The 21,460-nt window shown below is 66.6% G+C and carries 17 protein-coding genes; 8 read left to right on the top strand and 9 right to left on the bottom strand.

The features are described from left to right. The 3 genes from GV044_RS08830 to GV044_RS08840 form a co-directional block, all read right to left on the bottom strand. On the bottom strand, window positions 1-1,311 hold the full coding sequence (locus tag GV044_RS08830; RefSeq protein WP_159868297.1) for a DUF4350 domain-containing protein: 1,311 nt from the start codon (window positions 1,309-1,311) through the stop codon (window positions 1-3). Beyond that, on the bottom strand, window positions 1,308-1,949 hold the full coding sequence (locus GV044_RS08835) for a hypothetical protein (RefSeq protein ID WP_159868300.1): 642 nt from the start codon (window positions 1,947-1,949) through the stop codon (window positions 1,308-1,310). Before GV044_RS08835 ends, GV044_RS08830 begins: the two co-directional genes overlap by 4 nt. 92 nt (window positions 1,950-2,041) lie before the next feature. Then, window positions 2,042-2,947, bottom strand: coding sequence for a prephenate dehydratase (locus tag GV044_RS08840; RefSeq protein ID WP_159868303.1), 906 nt, complete (start codon window positions 2,945-2,947; stop codon window positions 2,042-2,044). A 118-nt stretch (window positions 2,948-3,065) separates the two neighbouring features. Here GV044_RS08840 and GV044_RS08845 point away from each other — a divergent pair, with 118 nt between their 5' ends. Then, window positions 3,066-3,779 carry a cytochrome c family protein gene (locus GV044_RS08845; RefSeq protein ID WP_159868306.1) on the top strand — a complete coding sequence of 238 codons (714 nt, stop codon included), beginning with the start codon at window positions 3,066-3,068 and terminating at the stop codon, window positions 3,777-3,779. 939 nt (window positions 3,780-4,718) lie between these two features. On the opposite strand, the gene GV044_RS08850 is transcribed toward GV044_RS08845, so the two are convergent. Then, the gene (locus GV044_RS08850) at window positions 4,719-6,659 is read right to left on the bottom strand and encodes a ribonucleoside-diphosphate reductase subunit alpha (RefSeq protein ID WP_371741610.1); all 1,941 of its coding nucleotides are present in this window, start codon (window positions 6,657-6,659) and stop codon (window positions 4,719-4,721) included. A 538-nt stretch (window positions 6,660-7,197) separates the two neighbouring features. Beyond that, on the bottom strand, window positions 7,198-9,399 hold the full coding sequence (locus GV044_RS08855; RefSeq protein WP_159868312.1) for an acyl-CoA dehydrogenase family protein: 2,202 nt from the start codon (window positions 9,397-9,399) through the stop codon (window positions 7,198-7,200). A 223-nt stretch (window positions 9,400-9,622) separates the two neighbouring features. Here GV044_RS08855 and GV044_RS08860 point away from each other — a divergent pair, with 223 nt between their 5' ends. Beyond that, on the top strand, window positions 9,623-9,865 hold the full coding sequence (locus GV044_RS08860) for a GlsB/YeaQ/YmgE family stress response membrane protein (protein WP_159868315.1): 243 nt from the start codon (window positions 9,623-9,625) through the stop codon (window positions 9,863-9,865). A 49-nt stretch (window positions 9,866-9,914) separates the two neighbouring features. Here GV044_RS08860 and GV044_RS08865 read toward each other — a convergent pair whose 3' ends face one another. The 3 genes from GV044_RS08865 to GV044_RS08875 form a co-directional block, all read right to left on the bottom strand. After that, a complete protein-coding gene (locus GV044_RS08865; RefSeq protein WP_159868318.1) occupies window positions 9,915-10,655 on the bottom strand; it encodes an SDR family NAD(P)-dependent oxidoreductase in 741 nt (246 codons plus the stop codon). A 168-nt stretch (window positions 10,656-10,823) separates the two neighbouring features. Next, entirely contained in the window at window positions 10,824-12,428 is a 1,605-nt protein-coding gene (nadB, locus tag GV044_RS08870; protein WP_159868321.1) for an L-aspartate oxidase, read from the bottom strand. A gap of 394 nt (window positions 12,429-12,822) precedes the next feature. After that, window positions 12,823-13,767, bottom strand: coding sequence for an ABC transporter ATP-binding protein (locus GV044_RS08875; protein ID WP_159868324.1), 945 nt, complete (start codon window positions 13,765-13,767; stop codon window positions 12,823-12,825). A gap of 135 nt (window positions 13,768-13,902) precedes the next feature. Between GV044_RS08875 and GV044_RS08880 the strand changes: the two genes are divergently transcribed. From GV044_RS08880 to GV044_RS08905, 6 genes are all read left to right on the top strand, one after another. Further along, window positions 13,903-14,157 carry a zinc-finger domain-containing protein gene (locus tag GV044_RS08880; protein WP_159868327.1) on the top strand — a complete coding sequence of 85 codons (255 nt, stop codon included), beginning with the start codon at window positions 13,903-13,905 and terminating at the stop codon, window positions 14,155-14,157. Window positions 14,158-14,399: 242 nt separating this feature from the next. After that, window positions 14,400-15,827 (top strand): metalloprotease TldD, encoded by a 1,428-nt coding sequence (tldD, locus tag GV044_RS08885; RefSeq protein ID WP_159868330.1) that lies wholly within the window; start codon window positions 14,400-14,402, stop codon window positions 15,825-15,827. Window positions 15,828-15,949: 122 nt separating this feature from the next. Beyond that, complete coding sequence (locus GV044_RS08890; RefSeq protein ID WP_159871137.1) at window positions 15,950-16,360, top strand: hypothetical protein; 411 nt, start codon at window positions 15,950-15,952, stop codon at window positions 16,358-16,360. A gap of 143 nt (window positions 16,361-16,503) precedes the next feature. Next, the gene (locus GV044_RS08895) at window positions 16,504-17,082 is read left to right on the top strand and encodes a TetR/AcrR family transcriptional regulator (protein WP_159868333.1); all 579 of its coding nucleotides are present in this window, start codon (window positions 16,504-16,506) and stop codon (window positions 17,080-17,082) included. A gap of 192 nt (window positions 17,083-17,274) precedes the next feature. Then, window positions 17,275-19,563 (top strand): TonB-dependent receptor, encoded by a 2,289-nt coding sequence (locus tag GV044_RS08900; RefSeq protein ID WP_159868336.1) that lies wholly within the window; start codon window positions 17,275-17,277, stop codon window positions 19,561-19,563. Between the two features lie 103 nt (window positions 19,564-19,666). Continuing rightward, complete coding sequence (locus GV044_RS08905) at window positions 19,667-20,086, top strand: DoxX family protein (protein WP_159868339.1); 420 nt, start codon at window positions 19,667-19,669, stop codon at window positions 20,084-20,086. Between the two features lie 46 nt (window positions 20,087-20,132). On the opposite strand, the gene GV044_RS08910 is transcribed toward GV044_RS08905, so the two are convergent. Then, window positions 20,133-21,323, bottom strand: a complete 1,191-nt coding sequence (locus GV044_RS08910) for a cytochrome P450 (RefSeq protein ID WP_201299039.1) — start codon at window positions 21,321-21,323, stop codon at window positions 20,133-20,135. Between the last annotated feature and the right edge of the window lie 137 nt (window positions 21,324-21,460).

Below are 21,460 nucleotides of genomic sequence, written 5' to 3' on the forward strand. Positions count from 1 at the left end.
TCATCTGGTAAGCGTCCTTTCGAGCGCATGGAGATCGGCCGCGGCCTTGACCAGCTCGCGCTCGGAGCGCGCCTGGCCCAGCCTTGCGGCGGCTTGAGAAAAGGCATGGTCGCCGCGACCCGCCGCGCGTGCGGCGCGGTCGAGGGCTGCGGCCTCCGCAGCAGCGTCGCCCGTCCGGGGCAGCGCGAAAGCGCGCGCAAGCCGCTGGCGCGCCGCTTCGGCATAGGGCCCGCCCAGCAAGTGCAAGCGGCGCGAGCGCACGATCAGCGCCGCCGCATTGCTCACCAGCGCGCGCTTGCCGAACGCGATCGAGCGCGAGGGCGCCAACGGCGGGCCGAAGCGCAGGAACGCGCGCCAGCCGGTCGTCGCCGCGGCCAGCAGCAGGCACAGCGTGGCGGCCAGGAACGGCGGGGTGAACGCCAGCGTCAGCAGGTTGGCCTTGCGCTCCAGCCCCGCCAGCGTGAGGTCGAAGGTGACCGGCTCGTCGCCTCCGTCCCGCGCCCGGGCGATCAGCTCGAGCGCCAGCAGGGCACGATCGCGGTCGGCCAGCGCGTAATTGTCGAGCAAGTCGGGCTCGGCCACGACCAACAGCGGATAGGCCGGCGCTTCCGCCTCACATGCCCGGCCCGACAGGCGAGGCGGGGCGGAGCCATCGTCGAGGTAGCCGGCGAGCGTCTGCCCGCGCGCATCGCGCACCAGCGCAGCGATCGCGCCTGACGACAGCGACTGCTCGGGCGCCTTCGCAGGCAACCGGCCCGAGCGGCCAAGCCCGTTCCAGCGCCACCCGCGGTCATCGGCGGACCGTTGCTCGATCCGCACGTCGAGCGAACCCAGGCTGGCGAGCTCATCCGCCCATTCGGGCGATTGTCCGCCTGCGACCATGACCCAGCCGGGCTTGGCCTTGCCGGCCGCTGCCACTTGCGCCGGAACCGGGAAGGCCAGCCACTTGGGCAGCACCAGCAGCGTGGGCCCGAGATGGCGATGGCGGCCGATCGCCTCCTCGATGTCGCGCGCTTTTGCGTGGACCGCCGGCGTCAGCACCAGCAAGCCCGGCCCGTCGAACGCCGCCTTGCTCCGGCTGCGACGCACCGTGGCGCCGCGCCGTTCGACGAGGTCGGCGAGGGCAGCAAAGCCGTTCAGCCCCCGCCCCTCGGCATGGGCGCCGCCGTTGTTGGCGTCGCCATCGGCCAGGCCGTTGCCGATCATCCACAACAGCGCGACGAAGACCACGCAGCCGAACAGCACCAGCATCAGCGCCGTGCGGACGGTAAAGGGATTGGCGCCGACAGGAGACATCGCCGCCTCGCTCATGCGCGCAAGTCCGCAAGCGCGAAGTCGGAATAGGCGGCGCGCGCGGCCTGCCAGTCACCCAGGTCGAGATCGCGCAAACCGAACAGGCAGCGCTCCACCCGCTCGGCGATTACGGCGAAGGCAGTCCGCGCAGCTTGCGGCAGCTGCGGCAGCGAGGCGATCTCGCGCGCGGTGCTGGCGGGCACCAGCGTGCCGGGGCGCCGCGCCCGGATCTGGCCGACGCTGCGCAGGAGCAGCAGATGCGCGGCCTCGCCGAAGCGGCCTTGCGCGGCGAGGCGGTCGGCGTCCTCCAGCAAGGCCAGCGCTTCCTCGCGGCTCGGCGTCCAGGCGTCCTGGGCCGGTGCGCGCCCACGCCAACGTGCGACCAGCGGGCCGAGCAGGCGCCAGGCCAGGAACGCGACCAGCAGCACGGCCAGGACGATCAAGCCTTTCTGCACCCAAGGCCAGGCTGCGACCAGCCACTCCGCCACCGGCCCGAACACCGCGCGCAGAGCTTTGCTCAGCCATTCGAGCCAGGCGGGCGTCTCGGGTGGCTTGACCGGCGGCATCGGGGCGAACTGGATGTCCGAGGACGCGCGGATCGCTTCCCAGTCGCGCGTGGCCGCCGCATCTACGCTGTTGGGGCCGCCCGCGCTCACCGGCCAAGTGGTGGCATGGGCGCGGGACCGGTGCAAGCGGGGAGGCGATCGTGCAAGATCCTACTTCCTACCCTTGCGGCGAGGATATCAGCTCAACCCCGCGCGCGTCCTTGCGGGTAGCTGCCCAGCATTCGCACGTACTTGCAGTGGAACGCCAGCTCTTCCATCGCGCGGTCGATGCGCGGATCGCCGGGTGCGCCTTCGATGTCGGCGTAGAAGGTCGTCGCTGCGAAGCTGGCGCCGACCTGGTAGCTTTCCAGCTTGGTCATGTTGACCCCGTTGGTGGCGAACCCGCCCAGCGCCTTGTAGAGCGCAGCCGGCACGTTCTTCACCTCGAAGATGAAGGTGGTCATCGCCGGGCCTGCCAGGCTTGCCGGATCTAGCGCCTCGCGCGCCAGGACCACGAAGCGCGTCATGTTGTCAGCCGCGTCCTCGACCCGGTCCTCCACGATCTCCAGCCCGTAGAGCTCGGCCGCCAACTTGGGCGCGATCGCGGCGGCGGAGGTGTCGCCCTGCTCCTTCACGTAGGCGGCAGCGCCCGCGGTGTCCGGGTAGGACAGCGGCACGATGCCGCGGGCGCGTAGGAAATGGCGCGATTGGCCGAGCGCCTGGGGATGGCTGTAGGCGCCGGTGAACGGCCCGGTCCCACCCTGAACGTTCTTCAGCCCCATAAGCGCATGGCGAATGGCCATGAAGTGCTCGCCCACGATCGCCAGCCCGCTCTCGGGCAGCAGGAAGTGGATGTCGGCGACGCGACCGTTCTGCGAATTCTCGATGGGAATGATCGCCCGGTCGGCACGGCCGTCCTTCACCGCGTCGAGCGCATCCTCGAAAGCAAAGCAGGGCAGCGGCAGGCACGCGGCGTCGTATTCCAGCGCGGCGCGGTGACCGTTGCAGCCGGGCGCACCTTGCAGCGCCAGCACGCGGGCCGGGTCGGCAGCGGCGGCGGCCTCCATCTGCGCGACGAGCGCACGGGCGGGTTGCGGGTAGGAATCCATGGTGCCGGGGCGCTTAGGCCGCGTCGCTGGCGACCGCAATGGCTCTTGCACTCGCCCCCGCGCGACACTAGAGCGCGGAGCCAATCAGCTGACCAAAAATCTCCCGGGGCACCCGTTAATGGAAGATCGCTTCAATACCATCGCCGGCTGGACGCTATTCGCGGGCGTCGTCGCCCTGGGCCTGAGCAGCGTCAGCTCGCACTATTTCCGCGCCAACAAGCCGCACCGCCCCGAGAAGCTGGGCTACGTGATCGAAGGCGTCGAGGAAGAAGGCGGCGAGGGCGCCAAGGAAGCCCCGATCGCGACCCTGCTGGCTGCGGCCGATCCGGCCAAGGGCGAGGCGATCTTCGCCAAGTGCACCTCGTGCCACACGATCAACGCGGGCGGTGCCAACGGCATCGGCCCGAACCTGCACGGCGTCGTCGGCGAGGCGATCGGCCAGGGCGCCGGTGGCTTCGCGTTCTCCGACGCACTGAAGAGCAAGGGCGGCAACTGGACCTTCGACTTGCTCAACGAGTGGTTGAAGAGCCCCAAGGCCTTCGCGCCGGGCACCAAGATGACCTTCGCCGGCCTCTCCAAGGCCGAGGACCGCGCCAACATCATCGCCTACCTGAACACACAAGGTTCGAACCTGCCGCTACCCGCCGCTCCGGCTGCGGGCGCCGACGTGGCTCCGGCCGGCAAGGGCGCCGAGCCCACGCCTTCGGGCACCCAGGCTGCTGCCGGCGCGCTTGCCGCCAAGCCGCCGAAGATCGAGGGTGGCGACAAGGCTCCTGGTGCAGGCGGGGCGAACGAGAACGCCAAGGCCGGCATCAACGCGCATACGCCCTGATCCTTTTCGGCTGAGCTGAATTCGATTAGGCGGCGGGTGTGCAACCTGCCGCCTTTTCCATGCCGGCGCGACTTGTCCTTCCCGGCACGGGGAGGGGGACCGCGCGGAGCGTGGTGGAGGGGAGTCTCAGCCTAGCGCGACTTGGCCGGCAAGCTTGTGCGAGGTGGCGAGTCCCCACCACCCCTCCCCGTGCCGGGGAGGACAGCTGGGGGCGAGAGCAGCTGCCGCGACTTGCTGAGATCCTCCCCTGCAAGGGGAGGTGGCGCGCACGCAGTGCGTGACGGAGGGGTCGTCACCGCTGGCGTAGCGCGCGGAGAAAGGATTACACCCCTCCGTCAGCCGCTACGCGTCTGCCACCTCCCCCGTCGACAAGCTAAGGACAGGCTTGCTGGGGAGGATCTGGACATGGCTCATCGCCCGCCGGCGAGCGCGGGATAACGCCAAGGGTGATCAACAGGTCGGACGATGAAGCGGCCGGCGCTGCCCTGGCGACAGGGTTGGCTCGCGCTTCCAGTCTCGCGAATGTCCGGCGTGGGAAGGCGTAAGCGCCACCGGCTCGGCCCTGATCCACGAAGCACCGGCGAGACGGGCTCGCAGCTGATCGCCGGCCTCTCGTGAGAGAGCAAAGCTTCGTAGGGTTGCAGACGCCCGTCTAAGCGCCGGCCGCGGTGGTTGCGGGCAAGAGCGACAGGCCTGAAAGCCGCTCGTCTGCATCCGACCTGCCGCCCCTCTTAACCCATATGGTTCTAAATGTCAAGCTACAAGATCCTCCCCTGCAAGGGGAGGTGGCGCGCACGCAATGCGTGACGGAGTCACCGCTCACGTAGTGCGCTGAGGAGAGGACAACACCCCTCCACCACTGCCTATAGCGGCGGTCCCCCTCCCCTTGCAGGAGGATCTCGTATGGTTTCAGCGATTAGTCAGCCGCTGCGCCTCACCTCACTGGCAGGCGAGGCACTCATCGTAGTCGGTCGTCTCGCCGATCTCGAACTTCGGCGCCTCGGGCGTGTTGTCCGCCTCCACCCCGCCGGCGAACCCGGCGCGCTGGACCGACTTCGAGCGCAGGTAATACAGCGACTTGATGCCCTTCTCCCAGGCCTGGAAGTGGAGCATCATCAGGTCCCACTTGTCGACATCTGCCGGGATGTAGAGGTTCAGCGACTGCGCCTGGTCGATATACGGCGTGCGGTCGGCGGCGAACTCGAGCAGCCAGCGCTGGTCGATCTCGAAGCTGGTCTTGTAGACCGCCTTTTCTTCCGGCGAGAGGAAGTCGAGGTGCTGCACCGAGCCGCCATGCTCCAGGATCGAGTTCCACACGTTGGTGGAGTCCTTGGACTTGGAGGCGAGCAGCTTCTCCAGGTACGGATTCTTCACCACGAAGCTGCCCGAGAGCGTCTTGTGGGTGTAGATGTTCGCCGGGATCGGCTCGATGCACGCGGACGTGCCGCCGCAGATGATGCTGATCGACGCGGTCGGCGCGATCGCCATCTTGCAGCTGAAGCGCTCCATCACGCCCACGTCCGCCGCGTCGGGGCAGGGGCCGCGCTCGTTCGCCAGCAGCATCGAGGCCTCGTTGGCCTTCTGGTTGATGTATTGGAACATCTGCAGGTTCAGCGCCTTGGCCATCGCACTTTCGAAGCCGATGCCGCGCTTCTGCAGGTACGAGTGGAAGCCCATCACGCCCATGCCGACAGACCGCTCGCGCGCGGCCGAGTACTTGGCGCGCGCCATCTCGTCAGGCGCGCGGTCGATGTAGTCCTGCAGCACGTTGTCGAGGAAACGCAGCACGTCCTCGATCACGTGCTTCTCGCCCTTCCACTCGTCCCAGGTTTCCAGATTAAGCGAGGAGAGGCAGCACACCGCGGTGCGATCGTTGCCGAGGTGATCGCGCCCCGTGGGCAGCGTGATTTCCGAGCACAAGTTCGAGGTGCTGACCTTGAGGCCAAGCTCGCGATGGTGGCGCGGCATCATGCGGTTCACGGTGTCGTTGAACACGATGTAGGGCTCGCCGGTGGCAAGCCGCGTCTCGACCAGCTTCTGGAACAGCGCGCGAGCATCGACCTTGCCGCGCACCGAGCCATCCTTGGGGCTGCGTAGCGCGAACTCGGCGCCATCGCGCACGGCGGCCATGAACTCGTCGGTCAGCAGCACGCCGTGGTGCAGGTTCAGCGCCTTGCGGTTGAAGTCGCCCGAGGGTTTGCGGATCTCGAGGAACTCCTCGATCTCGGGGTGCGAGACGTCGAGGTAGCAAGCGGCCGAACCACGGCGCAGCGAACCCTGGCTGATCGCCAGCGTCAGCGAATCCATCACGCGCACGAAGGGGATGATGCCGCTGGTCTTGCCGTTGAGGCCGACCGGCTCGCCGATGCCGCGCACCGCGCCCCAGTATGTGCCGATGCCGCCGCCGCGGCTGGCGAGCCAGACGTTCTCGTTCCAGGTGGCGACGATGCCTTCGAGGCTGTCGTCCACTGAGTTCAGGTAGCACGAGATCGGCAGGCCGCGCCCCGTGCCGCCGTTCGACAGCACCGGCGTCGCCGGCATGAACCACAGCTTCGAGATGTAGTCGTAGAGCCGCTGGGCATGGCCCTCGTCATCGGCATAGGCGTCGGCAACGCGGGCGAAGAGGTCCTGGTACTTCTCGCCCGGCAGCAGGTAGCGGTCGTCCAGCGTGTCCTTGCCGAACTCGGTCAGCAGCGCATCGCGCGACGCGTCGGTCACCACGTTGAAGCGGCGGGCGTGGATGGTCTTGGAGTCGTCCGGCTTCTTCGCCGGCGCCTCGGCTACGAGCGCAGCCGTCGCCTCATCGCTCTTGTCCATGGCAATCACCTTCGTGACCTTGGGCTCGGCAGCCTTGGCAGCCGGCTTCTCGGCAAATGTCAGCTCGGTCTGATCGGCATCCACGGTGTCTATCAGCCCTTCGTTGCCCGTCCTGAAGTCCACGTCGCGTACCCCTTGCTGGCGATCTCGCCATTATCTGCAGTTCGAATCGCGAGGAGCCCAGCGTAGCACCGGCACAAAACAGGAACAACGCTCCTGCCGTGCTGATGCAAAGGCTGCTGCGCCCCTGTTCACGCCAATGTTCTCGCCCAGCAAGTTGCCGTTCCCAGCCGCTTGCTTGAATCTAGGTGTTGAGCCCCCCGGATCAACTGCCCACAACCCATAGTGCCCGATTGAATCTTCGGTGCAAGTGGCGGGCCGCCGAACGGATCGGAGGCGCGGCTGTGCACTCTCGCACCGCGACGCGCCGGAAGTCCTTGGCTGGATTGATACGCAAGAGGGAAATGCCCCGCTCAGCGTGATTCTTTTTCCACATTCCTGAGCGCCAAAACGAATCAGGCTTGCGGCGAGTTGAATCATCCCGTGCGGTTGCAGGCTGCTGTCCTCCCCGTCCCCCGGGGGACAAGTGAGCCATACGTCATCAAGCCCGCGTCCGCGGCAGGCCCAACGCCCGCTCGGCGATCATGGAGCGGTGGATTTCGCTGGTGCCGGCGTAGATCGTGGTGCCATGCGCGTGGCGGTAGGCGGTGTTGACGTAATCCGCTGCACCGTCGCGCTTCGACAGCGACAAGGGCGCGGTGAGGTCGAGCAGGTCGGAGCCGTCCTCCAGGAACTTCTCGGAGGTGAAGACCTTGGCCATCGGGCCGCAGGCGGGCAGGTCCTGCTTCTCCTCGGCGCTCCACAGCGAGCGCAAGACCAGCATCTCGCCGACCATGTGGTGCGCGTGCGCCTTGGCGAGGCGGACTTGCGCAGGGGCATCCTCGATCAGCGGCTTGCCGGCCAGCCGGATTTCACGCGCGAGGTCCTCGGCCATGCGGATCAGCATGCCATGGGCCTTGGTGAAGCCGCCGCCGCCGTGCTCCAGCTCCAGCGCGGCGCTCATCGCGCGCACGCCGCCGTCGACGGGGCCGATGCGCCAGGTGTCCGGTACCTTCACATTATCGTAGAAGGTCACGTTGGTGCGCTCGTCCTGAAAGGTGTGAACCGGTTGCACCTCGATGCCCTCGGCCTTCAAGGGCAGGATGAACATGGTGAGGCCCTTGTGCTTGGCCGCGTCCGGGTTGGTGCGGCACAGCATCAGCACGTAGTCGGCCAAGTTGGCGCCGCTGGTGAACATCTTGGTGCCGTCGATCCGCCAGCCGTTGCCCTCCGGTGTCGCCTTGGTCTGCGCCGAGAACACGTCCGAGCCCGAGCCCGGCTCGGAATAGCCGAGCGAGCAGACTGCCTCGCCGGCGAGGATCTTCGCCAGCACCTCGGCCTTGAGCTCGTCCGTCCCGAACTTGTCGATCATGGCGGCGGCCAGCATCGTCGTGCCCTTGGCATGGCCCGACCAGCCATGCTCCTCCCACACCTCCGACACGGCGTGGCGCGCGTAGGGGCTGGCGCTGCGTCCGCCTTGTTCTGGCGGCAGCTCGGGGAACAGCAGGCCAGCCTCGGCGAGCTTCTTGTGCACCACTGGATGGTGCCCGTCCCACGAGTAATGCGCATGCGCCTTCAGCTCGGGCGTCAGGGTCTCCTGGAAGAACCGGTCGACTTCGGCGGCGAGCGCGCGGGCATCCTCGCCCAGGTCGAAGTCGATCGAGACCGGGCCGACATCGGGCAGCACCGCCGCCTCACCCGCGTAGAGGCGACGTCCCGCTTCCTCCAGCAGGCGCGCGGGATCGCCCCAGATCAACGCCGTGGCCTTGGCGCGCAAGTTGTAGAGGTGGATGTCGTACTCGGTCGTCAGGCCATAGCCGCCGAAGGTGCGCAAGCTCTGGATCGCCGCGGTGCTGGCGGTGCGGGCCGCCCACCATAGCGCCAGCGGCATCACGGCGCTCGCGCGCGGGTCGCCTGTCGCGACCATGTGGATCGCCTTCCAGGCGAAGGCGCGGCCACCCTCGATCTCGGTGATGAAGTTGGCGAGCGGGTGGCTCATCGCCTGGAAGGTGCCGATCGGCACGCCGAACGCCTTGCGCTCGCAGGCATAAGCGGCGGCGAGCCGCACCGCCTCGCGCGCCAAGCCGAGCAGATGGCAGGCGGTGAGCAGCTTCCACTCCTCCAGCGCGGCGGCGAACAGCGCCAGCGCCTCGGGACCGGAGGCGAGCACGGTCTGGGTGGCGCGGCCGAGGTCGACCTCGGCGATGCCGTTGGCGGCCAGCGACTCGTCGACGCGGCGGTGAGCATCGGCAGGCGTGATCAGCACCAGGTCGTCGCCGCGCCGCGCGATCACCAGGTCGGCGCGGTCGCCGCCGTTCAGCCACTGCACCGGCTCTTGCGCGATGTCGCGGAAGGCCAGCGTCGCCACCTGCTCGCCCGCGATCACCGCGTCGATGCCCTCGCCGCTGGTAAGCGCGATCAGGCGGGCGGCTAGGATCGATTCGGCGATCGGGCCGAGAGCCAGCGTGCGGCCGGCTTCCTCCATCACCAGCGCGGCGTCGAGCGTGCCCATGCCCAGCCCGCCAGCCTCCTCGGGCACGCGCATGGCGAAGGTGCCCAGCTCGGCCAAGCCGGTCCACAGCTCCCCGTCGAAGCCCTCGCCCGCCATACTCTGACGTACCCGCGCGATGCTGCTCTCGCTGTCGAGGAAACGCGCGAAGCTATCGCGCAGCATCTGTTGGTCTTCGTTCAACCCGAAGTTCATGGCCCGCCTCTTCCCGCATCGCGGCCTTGCCGACCGCACTTTGTGATACGCAGTGTGTCATGTGCGGCGGCGCACCGTCAATTCGTGGCAACGCGCTCAGGCACGCAACCCGGCCGGGTTGGCCAAGCACCCCGCGCGTGCCACTATGACGGCAACCGCCACGCCGATGCTGCGTTGCGGAAGGATACGGTCTTGCGAACGGCGACGGGGAAGAACTTCAGCCATGATCAACATCATCAGTGCCATCATCAGCGGCCTGATCATCGGCGTGCTCGCGCGCTTCTTCTATCCCGGCTCGGTCAACATGGGCTGGATCGCGACCATCCTGCTCGGCATCGGCGGTTCGCTGGTGGCTGGGCTGGTGACGAGTCGTGGCTCGGGCGACTTCAATCGGGCGGGCTGCCTGGCCTCGATCGTGGGCGCGATCGTGCTGATCTTCCTGGGACGGGTGCTTGGGGTCGGCTGAGCTTCAAGAGGCGTACCCCTCTGCCGTAAGGGCGATTTCGCGCTAGGGCCTAGAGCATCGCTCCGCCATCGACCGGTATCACCGCACCCGTGATCCAGCGCGCGCGATCCGAGCAGAGCATGGCGATGGCGTCGCCGATGTCCTCGGGCTGCGCAACGCGCTTGAGCGCCTGGACTGAAATGGTCGCCTCCCGCCCTTGCTCGGTCTCGGTCCAGGCCGCGACCGGGCCGGTCGCCGTGGTCGCCGGCGCGACGGCGTTGACGCGGATCCAGCGGGGGCCGAGTTCGGCGGCGGCGCGGCGCACCAAGTGCTCGATCGCCGCCTTCATCGCACCATAGGCGGCAACCGCGCCGGTCGCCCGGCTCGCCGTCAGCGAGGAGAGGAACACCACGCTCGCGCCTTCCGCCAGCGTGGGAGTGAGGCTCTGCAGCAGGAAGAACGGAGCGCGCAGGTTCACGGCGGTCAGCTGATCGAACACGTCGGGCGTGCAAGCCGCGATGTCGGAGTTGCCCGGCATGATCGCAGCATTGAGCACCAGCGCGTGAAGGCCCTCGGGGCAGAGCTGGGCGACTTCAGCCGCAAGAGCTGCCGGCGTGGCAGGATCGGCCAGGTCGCCACCCACGACCTGCGCCTCGCCACCGCGCTCTCGGATCGTCCGAGCGACGTCGTCGGCCAGCGCGCGGTTGGCGCCGTAGTGGACGATGACGCGATAGCCATCGGCGGCGAGCGCCTTGGCAGTGGCAGCGCCGATGCCCTGCGAGGAACCGGTGATGAAGGCCGTCTTGGTCATCGCGTCTCTCCCTTTTACATTCCTCCCCTGCAAGAGGAGGTAGCAGTCCAGAGGACTGACGGAGGGGTGTAACCCTCACGGTCGAGCACTCCGCTAGCGGGGACATTCCACCCGCGCCTCCGGCGGCAGTCCCCTCCCCTTACAGGGGAGGATCTTGTCACTCCGATTTCATGGCACCAACACCGTATCCACCGCCTCGGCCGCCGTCTCGGGATAGTCGAGCGTGTAGTGCAGGCCCCGGCTCTCATGCCGCTTCAGCGCCGAGTGCACGATCAGCTCGGCGCTCTGCAGCAGGTTGCGCAGTTCGACGAGGTCGGTCGAGACACGGAAGTGGCGGTAATACTCCTCGATCTCGTGGTTCAGCAGCTTGATACGGTGCTGGGCCCGCTCCAACCGCTTGGTGGTGCGAACGATGCCGACGTAGTTCCACATGAAACGCCGGATCTCGGTCCAGTTCTGCTTGATGACCACTTCCTCGTCGGGCTCCGTGACACGGCTCTCGTCCCAGCCCTTGACCGGTGGGGGCGCATCGAACGCGTCCCAATGATCGAGGATGTGCGCCGCCGCCGCCTCGCCGAAGACGAAGCATTCGAGCAGCGAGTTGGACGCCAGGCGATTGGCGCCGTGCAGCCCGCTCTCGGTGCACTCGCCGGCCGCGTAGAGGCCGGGCAGGTCGGTGCGGCCGTCGAGATCGATGAGGATGCCCCCACAAGTGTAGTGCTGCGCGGGCACCACCGGGATCGGCTGCCTGGTCATGTCGATGCCGAGCCCCAGCAGCTTCTCGTAGATGTTGGGGAAGTGCTCGCGCACGAATTCGGCCGGCTGATGGCTGATATCAAGGTGCACGTAGTCGAGGCCGAAGCGCTTGATCTCGGCATCGATTGCCCGGGCGACGATATCGCGGGGCGCCAGCTCCAGGCGCTCGGGATCGTAGTAGGTCATGAAGCGCTTGCCGGTGCGCGGGTTGATCAAGTGCCCGCCTTCGCCGCGCACCGCCTCGGTGATGAGGAAGCTCTTGACCTCCAGGTTGTAGAGGCAGGTCGGGTGGAACTGCATCATCTCCATGTTGGAGACGCGTGCGCCAGCCCGCCAGGCCATGGCGATGCCATCGCCGGTGGCGCCGCGTGGCGCGGTGCTGAACTGGTAGACGCGGCCCGCGCCTCCCGTCGCCAGGATCGTCGCGCGCGCGGTGTGCGCTTCGACGGTGCCGCTCTCCTGATCGAGCGCATAGACGCCCCAGACCCGGCCCGAGCCTGAGTAGCGCTGCTCATGCTTACCGGTGATCAGGTCGATACAGGCGCGCCCCGGCAGTAGCGTGATGTTCGGGTTGTCCTGCGCCGCCTTGAGCAGCGCTGCCTGTACCGCCCAGCCGGTCGCATCGGCGACATGAACGATGCGCCGGTGCGAGTGCCCGCCCTCGCGCGTCAGGTGCAGCGCATTACCCTCGGTATTGAACGGCACGCCAAGCTCCACCAGCCGCTCGATCGCATGAGGCGCGCGTTCGATCACGAATTCGACAGTTTCCAGCCGGTTGAGCCCGGCGCCTGCGACCATGGTGTCGCGGATATGGTCCTCGAACGTGTCGCCGGCATCGAGCACGGCGGCGATCCCGCCTTGCGCCCAAGCCGTCGAGCCGCCGGTCAGCTCGCCCTTGGCCAGCACCAGCACCTTGAGGGTCTGTGCGAGCGCGAGTGCGGCGGTGAGTCCTGCTGCGCCCGATCCCACGATGATCACGTCGTAAGTCGGCGCTGCGCCCGTGTTCAAGTCATCCATGATGCGTCCATGCCGCCAACATTAAATTCTAGCAATGTTTGGCGGTTAACCATGCATCTTCGTTGCAGAGCTCAGGGCATAAACATATAAGGGCGAAACCGTAGTAAACGGCGTTCCGGGGGGCACGCTTTACGGCTTGCAGACAAGACGTGCCGAACTTGAGGGCCGCCGTTTGGCGGAAGGGATGGTATCATGGTGCTGAAGAGAATTCTGTGCCTTTTCAACAAGCACACACCCAAACGCTCCACGACTCAGTGGGACGGGGTGAATTACGTCGGCGATTGTCGGCACTGCCGGCGCCGCATACGTCGTTTTTCGCGCGGCAACTGGAAAACCGACCAGAGAATCGCTTCGGCGGCGGCACCCATTCAATCGGTGGCGCCGACATCGTCCGTCACGTCTTCTGGGCCTCACTCGTCAAGCTGACGAACACGTCCTCCAGGTCGGCCTCTCGAGTGGTGACGTCCACGATCGAAAATCCCTGCGCCTGAACCGCGGCGAGGACCTGCCCCGCATTGTTGACGTCCTTGTTGTAGGTGATCGCGATCGTGCGCTCGCCGGTCTTCTCGCTCTTGATGAAGGCGGCATCGACCGGCAGCTGGCCCAGATCGCGGTCGAGCGTCAGTTCCACCACCTTCTCGCGCGCCATGCCGACCAGCTCGCGCGTGGGCTTGTTGGCGATGCAGGTGCCGTGGTTGATAATGGCGATGCGGTCGCACAGCTCCTCGGCTTCCTCGAGGTAGTGGGTGGTGAGGACGACGGTGACGCCCTCTTGGTTCATCCGCGTGACCAGATCCCACAACTGGCGGCGCAATTCGACGTCGACGCCCGCGGTCGGCTCGTCGAGCACCAGGACGGGGGGCTGGTGGACCAGCGCCTTGGCGATCAGCAGCCGCCGCTTCATGCCGCCCGAGAGCGCGCGCGCATAGGCGTCGCGCTTGTCGATTAGGTGGACCGCGCGCAGCAGCTCTTCCGAGCGGCGCAGATGCTGGGCGATGCCATAGAGGCCGGCCTGGTTCTCCAGCACCTCGAACGGGGTGAAGAAGGGATCGAACACGATCTCCTGCGGCACGATCCCGATCGAGCGCTTGGCGTTGCGCTGGTTTTGATCGATGTCGAAGCCCCAGATCGAAACGGAGCCGGAGGTCTTGCGCACCATGCCCGACATGATGTTGATCATCGTCGACTTGCCCGCGCCGTTGGGACCGAGCAGGCCGAAGATCTTGCCGGCGGGAATGTCGAGGCTGACGCCCTTGAGCGCCAGCTTGCCCTCACCGCCGCCGGCCGGGGCGTAGCGCTTGACGAGGTCGCGGATCTGGATGGCGGGTTGATCGGTCATGGCTTGCGCATTTGGGCCATGTGGTGGGCGGGGTAAAGGGCCGCGCGCCAAGATCCTCCGCTGCAAGGTAAGGATCTTGAGGCACCCACCATTCCCTCTGGCAAACCCCCGCGCCGCTTGGTATCCGGCCAGCCCATGATCAACCCGCCCGAAACCGTCATCACCGACAAGCGCCGCGTCTACTGCGATGGCGCCACCGATATCCGCGCCGGCGCCGCGTTGGGCCATCCGCGCGTGTACCTGGAGATCGACCAGAAGGGCTATGTCGAGTGCGGCTACTGCGACCGCCGCTTCGTGCTCAAGGGCGAGCATGAACGCGAGCGGATCGAGGTCGAGGTCGGAGACAACAACGAGTTCGGCGCGAGTTCGAGTACGAGTTCCAACCCGTAAGTTCGGCTCGGCTGTGCGCCATCGCTCTGCTGAATGGTTCGCGCAGAGACGCAGAGACGTAGAGAGCATGCATCAGCGGCGAAGTCGCTTTTCCTCTCGTCTGTAGCGGCTGCCGCAACGATTCCTGAACAAGGATAGCCTGCGGCAGCGCGCGACCTCCTCTGCGCCTCTGTGCGAACCCATTATCGGCGAAGCGCAGCGAGCCGATTGGCGCATTGCACGATGCTGCCTATATCCGTGGCATGGCATCCGCACCCGATCCCCGCTCGCTCCTCTACCGCCCCGGCCAGCTCACCCCCGATGAAGCGCAGCGGCTCGCCGCCGAGACGCTGAAGGCCTGTGACGATGGCGAGCTTTACCTGCAATTCATCGCATCCGAGGCGTTCGGCTTCGACGATGGGCGGCTGAAGACCTGCGACTATTCGCGCGACGCCGGGTTCGGTCTGCGCGGCGTATCGGGCGAGATGACCGGCTTCGCCCACGCCAACGACATCAGCGCCGCCGCGATCCGCCGCGCGGGCGAGACGCTCAAGCTGCTCGATCCCGCTAAGGGCGAGCGCCCGGCGCCGCCGCAAGCGACCAACCGCCACCTCTACACCGACGCCTCGCCGCTCGACCTGGTGCCGTTCGCCGAAAAGGTGAAGTTGCTGGAGACGGTAGACGCCGCCGCCCGCGCGCGCGATCCGCGCGTGGCGCAAGTCTCTTGCTCGCTGACCGGCAGCTGGTCGGTGGTGGAGATCGTGCGGCCCGATGGTTTCGTCGCCACCGACATACGCCCGCTGGTGCGCTTCAACGTCTCGATCGTCGCGGAGAGCAACGGCCGGCGGGAAACCGGATCGTTCGGGATCGGCGGACGCTGGCTCTACGACGACTTGTTCGATCCCGCCAACTGGAACCGCGGGATCGACATCGCGCTGAACCAGGCTTTAGTGAACCTCGAAAGCGTCGACGCACCCGCCGGCGAGATGACGGTGCTGTGCGGCCCGGGCTGGCCCGGCGTGCTGCTGCATGAAGCCGTCGGCCATGGGCTCGAGGGCGACTTCAACCGCAAGGGCACCAGCGCGTTCTCGGGCCGGATCGGCGAGCGCGTGGCGGCTTCGGGCGTCACTGTGGTCGACGATGGCTCTATCGCCAATCGCCGCGGCTCGCTCTCGATCGATGACGAGGGCACGCCGACGCAGGAGAACGTCCTGATCGAGGACGGGATCCTCAAGGGATACATGCAGGACCGCCTCAACGCCCGCCTGATGGGCGTGCCCGCCACCGGCAACGGCCGGCGCGAGAGCTATGCCCACGTGCCGATGCCGCGCATGACCAACACCTTCATGCGCGGCGGCGAGGACGATCCGGCCGAGCTGCTCAGCCGCATCAAGAACGGCATCTATGCCAAGAGCTTCGGCGGCGGCCAGGTCGACATCGTTTCGGGCAAGTTCGTGTTCTCGTGCACAGAGGCCTACAAGGTCGAGAACGGCAAGCTGGGCGCCCCGATCAAGGGCGCGACGCTGATCGGCGACGGCCCTTCGGTGCTGACCCGCGTGACCGGCATCGGCAACGACATGGCGCTCGATGAAGGCGTGGGTGTCTGCGGCAAGGGTGGCCAGAGCGTGCCGGCCGGAGTCGGCCAGCCGACCTTGCTGATTGAAGGTCTGACTGTCGGCGGAACTGCTTGATCAGAACCGCTTGATCTGAAGCAACTTGCGGATCCATGCCGGGTGACGAGGCGTTACTTCGTCAAGCACAGGTTCAGCACCTTTGTGGCATGAACATCGCAAGAATGCAGGAAGAGGTCACCATGAAGAACAGGATCACCGCTGCGGTCGCGCTGGCCGCCGCTGTTACAGGAATGCTCGCAACCCCCGTCATGGCCGCCAAACCCAAGCTGACGGGTGAGGCCAAGCTGGCGCAGATGCTCGAAGGCCGCCAGCCGGGCAAGCCGGTCAATTGCCTGCCGCTCGGCTCGGCGCAGGAGTCGCGGATCATCGACAAGACCGCGATCGTCTACCGCTTCGGCAATACGCTCTACGTCAACCGCCCGACCAATGCCGACGCGCTCGACGACGATGACATCATGGTCACGAAGACGTCGCAGAGTTCTCTGTGCCGCCTGGACACCGTGCAACTGCACGATCGCACCAGCCACTTCTACAGCGGCTTCGTCGGCTTGCAGGACTTCGTGCCTTACAAGAAGGTCGCCACCCGGTAACACTGCCGGCGGTGATACAGCCGCCGCCGGGACACCGGCGGCGCACCTGCATGCTTTGCAATCCAGCAATGTAACGGTAGGATCGTCGCCGTTGGTGCGGCGACGTTCTCTTGCGTAGGTCCAAGATCCACGTGGAGAATGCGATGGTTGCGAACCGTGGGTTTCAGTCGACCGGCACCAAGACCCGCCTGCGCCTGATCGAAGCGGCCGCCGAAATCCTGGCTGACGAGGGCTATGTCGCCTTCACCGCCCGCCGCATCGCGGCGCGTGCGGAGCTCAAGCCCCAGCTGGTGCACTACTATTTCCGCTCCATGGAAGAGCTGGTGGTGACGGTGTTCCATCGCTCGTCCGCCATCTACTTCCGCCTCCACGACGAAGCGCTGAGCACGCCGCGCCCGCTTCATGCCTTGTGGGATCTCAACGCGAACCTCCCCGAGGCGAGCCGCATGCTCGAATTCGTCGCGTTGGGTAAGCAGTACCCCCAGCTTCGCGAAGAAATGCGCAAGAGCGGCGAGAGCTTCCGCGACTTGCAGATCGAGGCGATCGAGCGGGTCTATGCGCAGCACGGCATCACCGATCCTGCGATCAGCGCACCAGCGCTGGCGATGCTGATGTCGGCGACGGCGCGCGCAATGGTGTTCGAGAGCCAGGTCGGCATGAACAAGGCGCACGCCGACACCGTTCAGCTGATCAAGACCTTCCTCTCGAGCCTGGAGGGCTGAAACGCCAACGTGGCAGGCAAGCCACATTGCACCGTGGGTTGATCCGCCCGAGACTGGAGGCTTGACCCACTCCGCCTTCTGACTAAGAGAGTGTCAAAATAAGTCGGCGAATGTATACGCCGGCAGGTCGCACATTAAGCGGCTGGACACGCACATCCTCGATCGGGGGAGTGCTTAGGAGGGGAGGAATACATGTTGTCTTCGACAGTGAAGGTGCGCGTCGCCGCTTTGGCAAGTGCCGGCGTGATGGCGTTGGCCGTGCCCGCAGCAGCGTGGGCACAGCAGGATCCCACGTCACAAGCTTCCACGCCGCAGGCGAGCACGGGTGACACCCAGGGCCTCGATGCCATCGTCGTGACTGCACAGCGCCGCCAGGAAGACGTGCGCGACGTGCCGATCGCCGTCTCGGCCGTCAGTGCCGCCACCCTCGACGAGGCCGGCATCGATGTCAGCCGCGACCTGCCGCAGGTGATCCCCAGCGTCCAGTTCTCACGTTCGGGCGCGAGCGGCCTGTTCTTCGTGCGCGGCGTCGGCACGACCAACGCAGCTGTCGGCGAAGAGGGCGCGAACGCATTCTACATCGACGGCGTATACCTGGGTGACCTTGCCCAGACGATCAACAACTTCAACAACGTGGAGCGGATCGAAGTCCTGAAGGGCCCGCAAGGCACCCTGTTCGGCCGAAACGCCACGGGCGGCCTGATCCACGTCATCACTCGCGATCCGGGCGACGAGCTGGAGATGCACGGCCAGTTCGGCTATGCCAACTACCAGACGGTAGACGGCAAGCTCTACCTCGCCACCCCGCTGGTCGAGGACAAGCTGGGGATCGACCTGGCGCTCACCTACCACAACCAGGACAAGGGCTGGGGCCGCAACCTCACGCTCAACCGTGAGATCCACACCGAGAACTACTGGGGCGCACGCTCCAAGCTGGTCGCCAAGCCGACCGACACGATCAAGCTGACGCTGGCGGGCGACTACTACAAGAACCGCGACAACCTAGGCCTCGCCTGGAAGATCAAGCCGGGCACTGTCGGCACCGGCGGCGTCCCCGGCGTCGAAGGCCAGGACTCGACCGCGAACATCATCCCGCTGACTCGCCAGAAGGTCTACGGCACCAGCCTAACCGGTGAGTTCGACCTGGGCTTCGCCACGCTGACCAACGTCGCGGCCTATCGCAAGGCGCGCAATGCCAGCGACTTCGATGTCGATGGTGGGCCGCGCAACCTGATCCGCATCACCTTTGTCTCGTCCTCCCAGACGATCCAGGAGGAACTGCGGCTCGCCTCGAACGGGACCGGACCGCTTCAATGGCAGGCTGGCTTCTTCTACCTGAACTCCAAGGCCAGCAACGATTCCGACTTCACCGGACTGGCCTTCAGCGGCAGCGGCGTGGCCCGGCAGGAGATCCGCGCAGACCTAAAGACCAACTCCTACGCGGGCTTCGGAGAGCTCACCTGGAAGGTCACCGACACCACGCAGCTGACCGGCGGCCTGCGCTACACCGCAGATCGGCGTGAGTTCGACGGCACCAGCACCAACGTGCTGTTGAGCGGCACTCGCCTTCCTCCATCGGTCCAGCCGATCCCGCGCCTGAAGTACAACGAGTGGACCTACCGGGTCGCGCTGCGCCAGGACCTGACCGACGGCGTGAACGTCTATGCCTCGATCAACCGCGGCTTCAAGGCAGGCAGCTACAGCCTGCAGAGCCCGGCCAACAAGCCGTTCCTGCCGCAAACGATCATGGCCTACGAGCTGGGCCTCAAGTCCGAGCTGTTCAACCGCAAGCTGCGCGTCAACCTGGCGGGCTTCCACTACGACATCGACGACTTCCAGGTCCGCTCGGCCGCGGTGGCGAGCCCGGGCGCCAACTTGATCCTCAACGCCGCGACGGTGAAGGTCGACGGCGTCGAGATGGAGTTCGAGGCGGCTCCGACCGACGGTCTGCGCCTGTTCGGCGGCGCGACGTACCTCAAGTCGCGCTTCGACAAGTTCGGCGGCCCCGGCGCGGACTTCCAGGCGCCGATCGTATATCCCAACCCGGCGACGTGCCCTGCCTCTCAGTTCGGAACCGACAACCCCGGCCTGCTCGGACCCGGTCCGCGTACGGGTGGATACCTGACGTGCTTCGGCGATGTCTCGGGCAACCGCACGCCCAACTCGCCCAAGTTCGCCGCGAGCTTCGGCGCGAGCTACTCGGTTCCGGTGGGCGACACCGGCAAGCTGCAGTTCACCGGGCTCTACAGCTATAACGACGGCTACTACTTCGAGCCCGACAACGTGCATCGCCAGGGCAGCTACAGCCTGGTCAACGGCTCAATCGAATACCGGCCCACGGAGACCTTCGGGATCGCGCTCTGGGGCAAGAATCTGTTCGATAAGGAATACGCCATCCAGGACCTCACCACCGCGACCGGCGTGACCGAAGCGCTGGGTACGCCGCGGACCTACGGCGTGGATTTCAAGCTCGACTTCTGACCGCGCACGCGAGGGCAAGGCACGCGCCCTGCCCTCGCGCGTTTGCTTCGAGGCGTCCGACCCTTGCCGGCCGGGCGCCTTTTTGCTGGCAGGAGCGTGGTGCATGGCGGAAGTGGGCGAAAGCCGAGGGCGGCGGATCGGGCGGGTGGCGTTGGCGCTGGTCTATGGCGCGGCGGGCGTGATCCACCTCGCCAAGCCGGGTCCATTCGCGGTGATCACGCCCGAGTGGGTGCCACATCCTGAGACCGTGGTTGCGCTCACCGGAGTGGCAGAGCTGCTGGGCGCGGCGGGGTTGCTGCAACCCGTCTCGCTACCGCTCCGCCGAGCAGCGGGCTGGGGCCTGGCGCTCTATGCGCTGTGCGTCTGGCCGGCGAACTACAATCACATGCAGCTCGACATGGCGCGGCCGGATCATGGCCTGGGCTTGGGCTATCACGTGCCACGCTTGTTGGCGCAGCCGCTGATCATCTGGTGGGCGCTGTGGGCAAGTGGGGCCGTGAGGCGCCGTTCTGCTAAGGAGTGAGAACCACAGGCGGTGGCCCACGGTGCGTTTTGATCGACCTGGGGCACTAACCGCGCTCACACGCCACCACCGCCCCATGCACCTCGTACCCCATGATCGGCGCGCACCAACCGATCGTCGGCTGGGTGGCAAGGTGCACGCCCGGCACCCGCAGCAGCGCATCGAGGAACACCCGCGTCTCGTGCAGCGCCACTTGCGCGCCGGGGCAGCGGTGCGGGCCGTCGCCAAAGCTCATCCAGTTGCCCTGGACCTTCTGGCGCTTGGCGCGGCCCGGCTCGAGCGCGAAGGGGCATTCGCCCGCAACCGCCTCGTCGGTGTTCACCTGCCGCATCGACACGCCATAGAGTTCGCCCGCGCGCACCGTCTCGCCACTTGGGCTGGTGAAATCCGCCGCGGCCTTGCGGTAGACCATCGCCGCGACCGGCTCCAGCCGCAGGATCTCGTCTAGGATCGCCAGCTGCTCCTCCTCGCCGCCGTCGAGGAAGCGCGCGCGCAACGGGTCGTTGTCGAACAAGTGCCAGGCCACCATCACAATGAACTCGCGCGTCGTCAGCATGCCGGCGGTGGCATACGTCAGGCCCTCAATCAGGATCGCCTTGTTCGAGAAGCCTTCCTGCACGCAGTACGAGATCACGTCCTCGCGCGGCGCCTTGCGCCGCGCCTTGACCGCCGGCATCACGTCCAGCTGCATGAAGGTCAGCGTGCGCCAGACCATGCGCAGCTTGTCGAGCGGGCCGGGCTTTTTCACGCCCATCGAGTCGAAGGTCTTGCGGATGCGGTCGGCCAGCTTTTGCGGGTTGCTGGCGGTCAGCCCGACGATCTCGGCAGCCACATCGCAGGCCAGCCGCATGCTGAGCAGGTCCAGCTGGGCGCGTCCGTCGCGGTGCAGTTCGGCGATCAGCGCGTCGGTGGTGCGGCGCATGACCACTTCATGCCGCTCCCGGATCGCCTTGGGCGTGAAGTAGCGCGCCAGCTGGCTGCGGCGCTTCTTGTGCAGCTCGCCGTCGAGGAAAAACACCGAGACATGCTCGGGATTGTCGAGCTTGATGTGCTCCGCCCCGGCGCCGGCTTGACGCACCTCGCTGCTGCGCAGGATCTCGCGCGCGAACGGGAACGAGGCGATCACCCTGGCGCCAGGCTCGACACGCAAGTTCTCCGCCGCGATCGCCGCGGACTTGCGGTCGTCGCGCGATGGCGTCGGGCCATGCATAATGGGACACCCGGTGAGCTGGTTCATGGGTCACACCCTCAATGATCTATTCTATATCATAAGCCCTATCTACGAATGGTGAATTGCTCCAGACGCAGTTGGCCTTGCCTGTGCCAGCCGATAAGAGGCCCGATGCTTCACCCCTCCTGCCCTCGAACGCATCG

This window comes from Novosphingobium sp. 9U (assembly GCF_902506425.1).
In the GTDB taxonomy this organism is placed as follows: Bacteria; Pseudomonadota; Alphaproteobacteria; order Sphingomonadales; family Sphingomonadaceae; genus Novosphingobium.

Bases quoted from the DNA above. Each gene is read 5' to 3' on its own strand.
- GV044_RS08830 (WP_159868297.1), bottom strand. From the start codon at position 1,311: ATGAGCGAGGCGGCGATGTCTCCTGTCGGCGCCAATCCCTTTACCGTC.
- GV044_RS08840 (WP_159868303.1), bottom strand. From the start codon at position 2,947: ATGGATTCCTACCCGCAACCCGCCCGTGCGCTCGTCGCGCAGATGGAG.
- GV044_RS08845 (WP_159868306.1), top strand. From the start codon at position 3,066: ATGGAAGATCGCTTCAATACCATCGCCGGCTGGACGCTATTCGCGGGC.
- GV044_RS08855 (WP_159868312.1), bottom strand. From the start codon at position 9,399: ATGAACTTCGGGTTGAACGAAGACCAACAGATGCTGCGCGATAGCTTC.
- GV044_RS08860 (WP_159868315.1), top strand. From the start codon at position 9,623: ATGATCAACATCATCAGTGCCATCATCAGCGGCCTGATCATCGGCGTG.
- GV044_RS08865 (WP_159868318.1), bottom strand. From the start codon at position 10,655: ATGACCAAGACGGCCTTCATCACCGGTTCCTCGCAGGGCATCGGCGCT.
- nadB (WP_159868321.1), bottom strand. From the start codon at position 12,428: ATGGATGACTTGAACACGGGCGCAGCGCCGACTTACGACGTGATCATC.
- GV044_RS08875 (WP_159868324.1), bottom strand. From the start codon at position 13,767: ATGACCGATCAACCCGCCATCCAGATCCGCGACCTCGTCAAGCGCTAC.
- GV044_RS08880 (WP_159868327.1), top strand. From the start codon at position 13,903: ATGATCAACCCGCCCGAAACCGTCATCACCGACAAGCGCCGCGTCTAC.
- tldD (WP_159868330.1), top strand. From the start codon at position 14,400: ATGGCATCCGCACCCGATCCCCGCTCGCTCCTCTACCGCCCCGGCCAG.
- GV044_RS08890 (WP_159871137.1), top strand. From the start codon at position 15,950: ATGAAGAACAGGATCACCGCTGCGGTCGCGCTGGCCGCCGCTGTTACA.
- GV044_RS08895 (WP_159868333.1), top strand. From the start codon at position 16,504: ATGGTTGCGAACCGTGGGTTTCAGTCGACCGGCACCAAGACCCGCCTG.
- GV044_RS08900 (WP_159868336.1), top strand. From the start codon at position 17,275: ATGTTGTCTTCGACAGTGAAGGTGCGCGTCGCCGCTTTGGCAAGTGCC.
- GV044_RS08905 (WP_159868339.1), top strand. From the start codon at position 19,667: ATGGCGGAAGTGGGCGAAAGCCGAGGGCGGCGGATCGGGCGGGTGGCG.
- GV044_RS08910 (WP_201299039.1), bottom strand. From the start codon at position 21,323: ATGAACCAGCTCACCGGGTGTCCCATTATGCATGGCCCGACGCCATCG.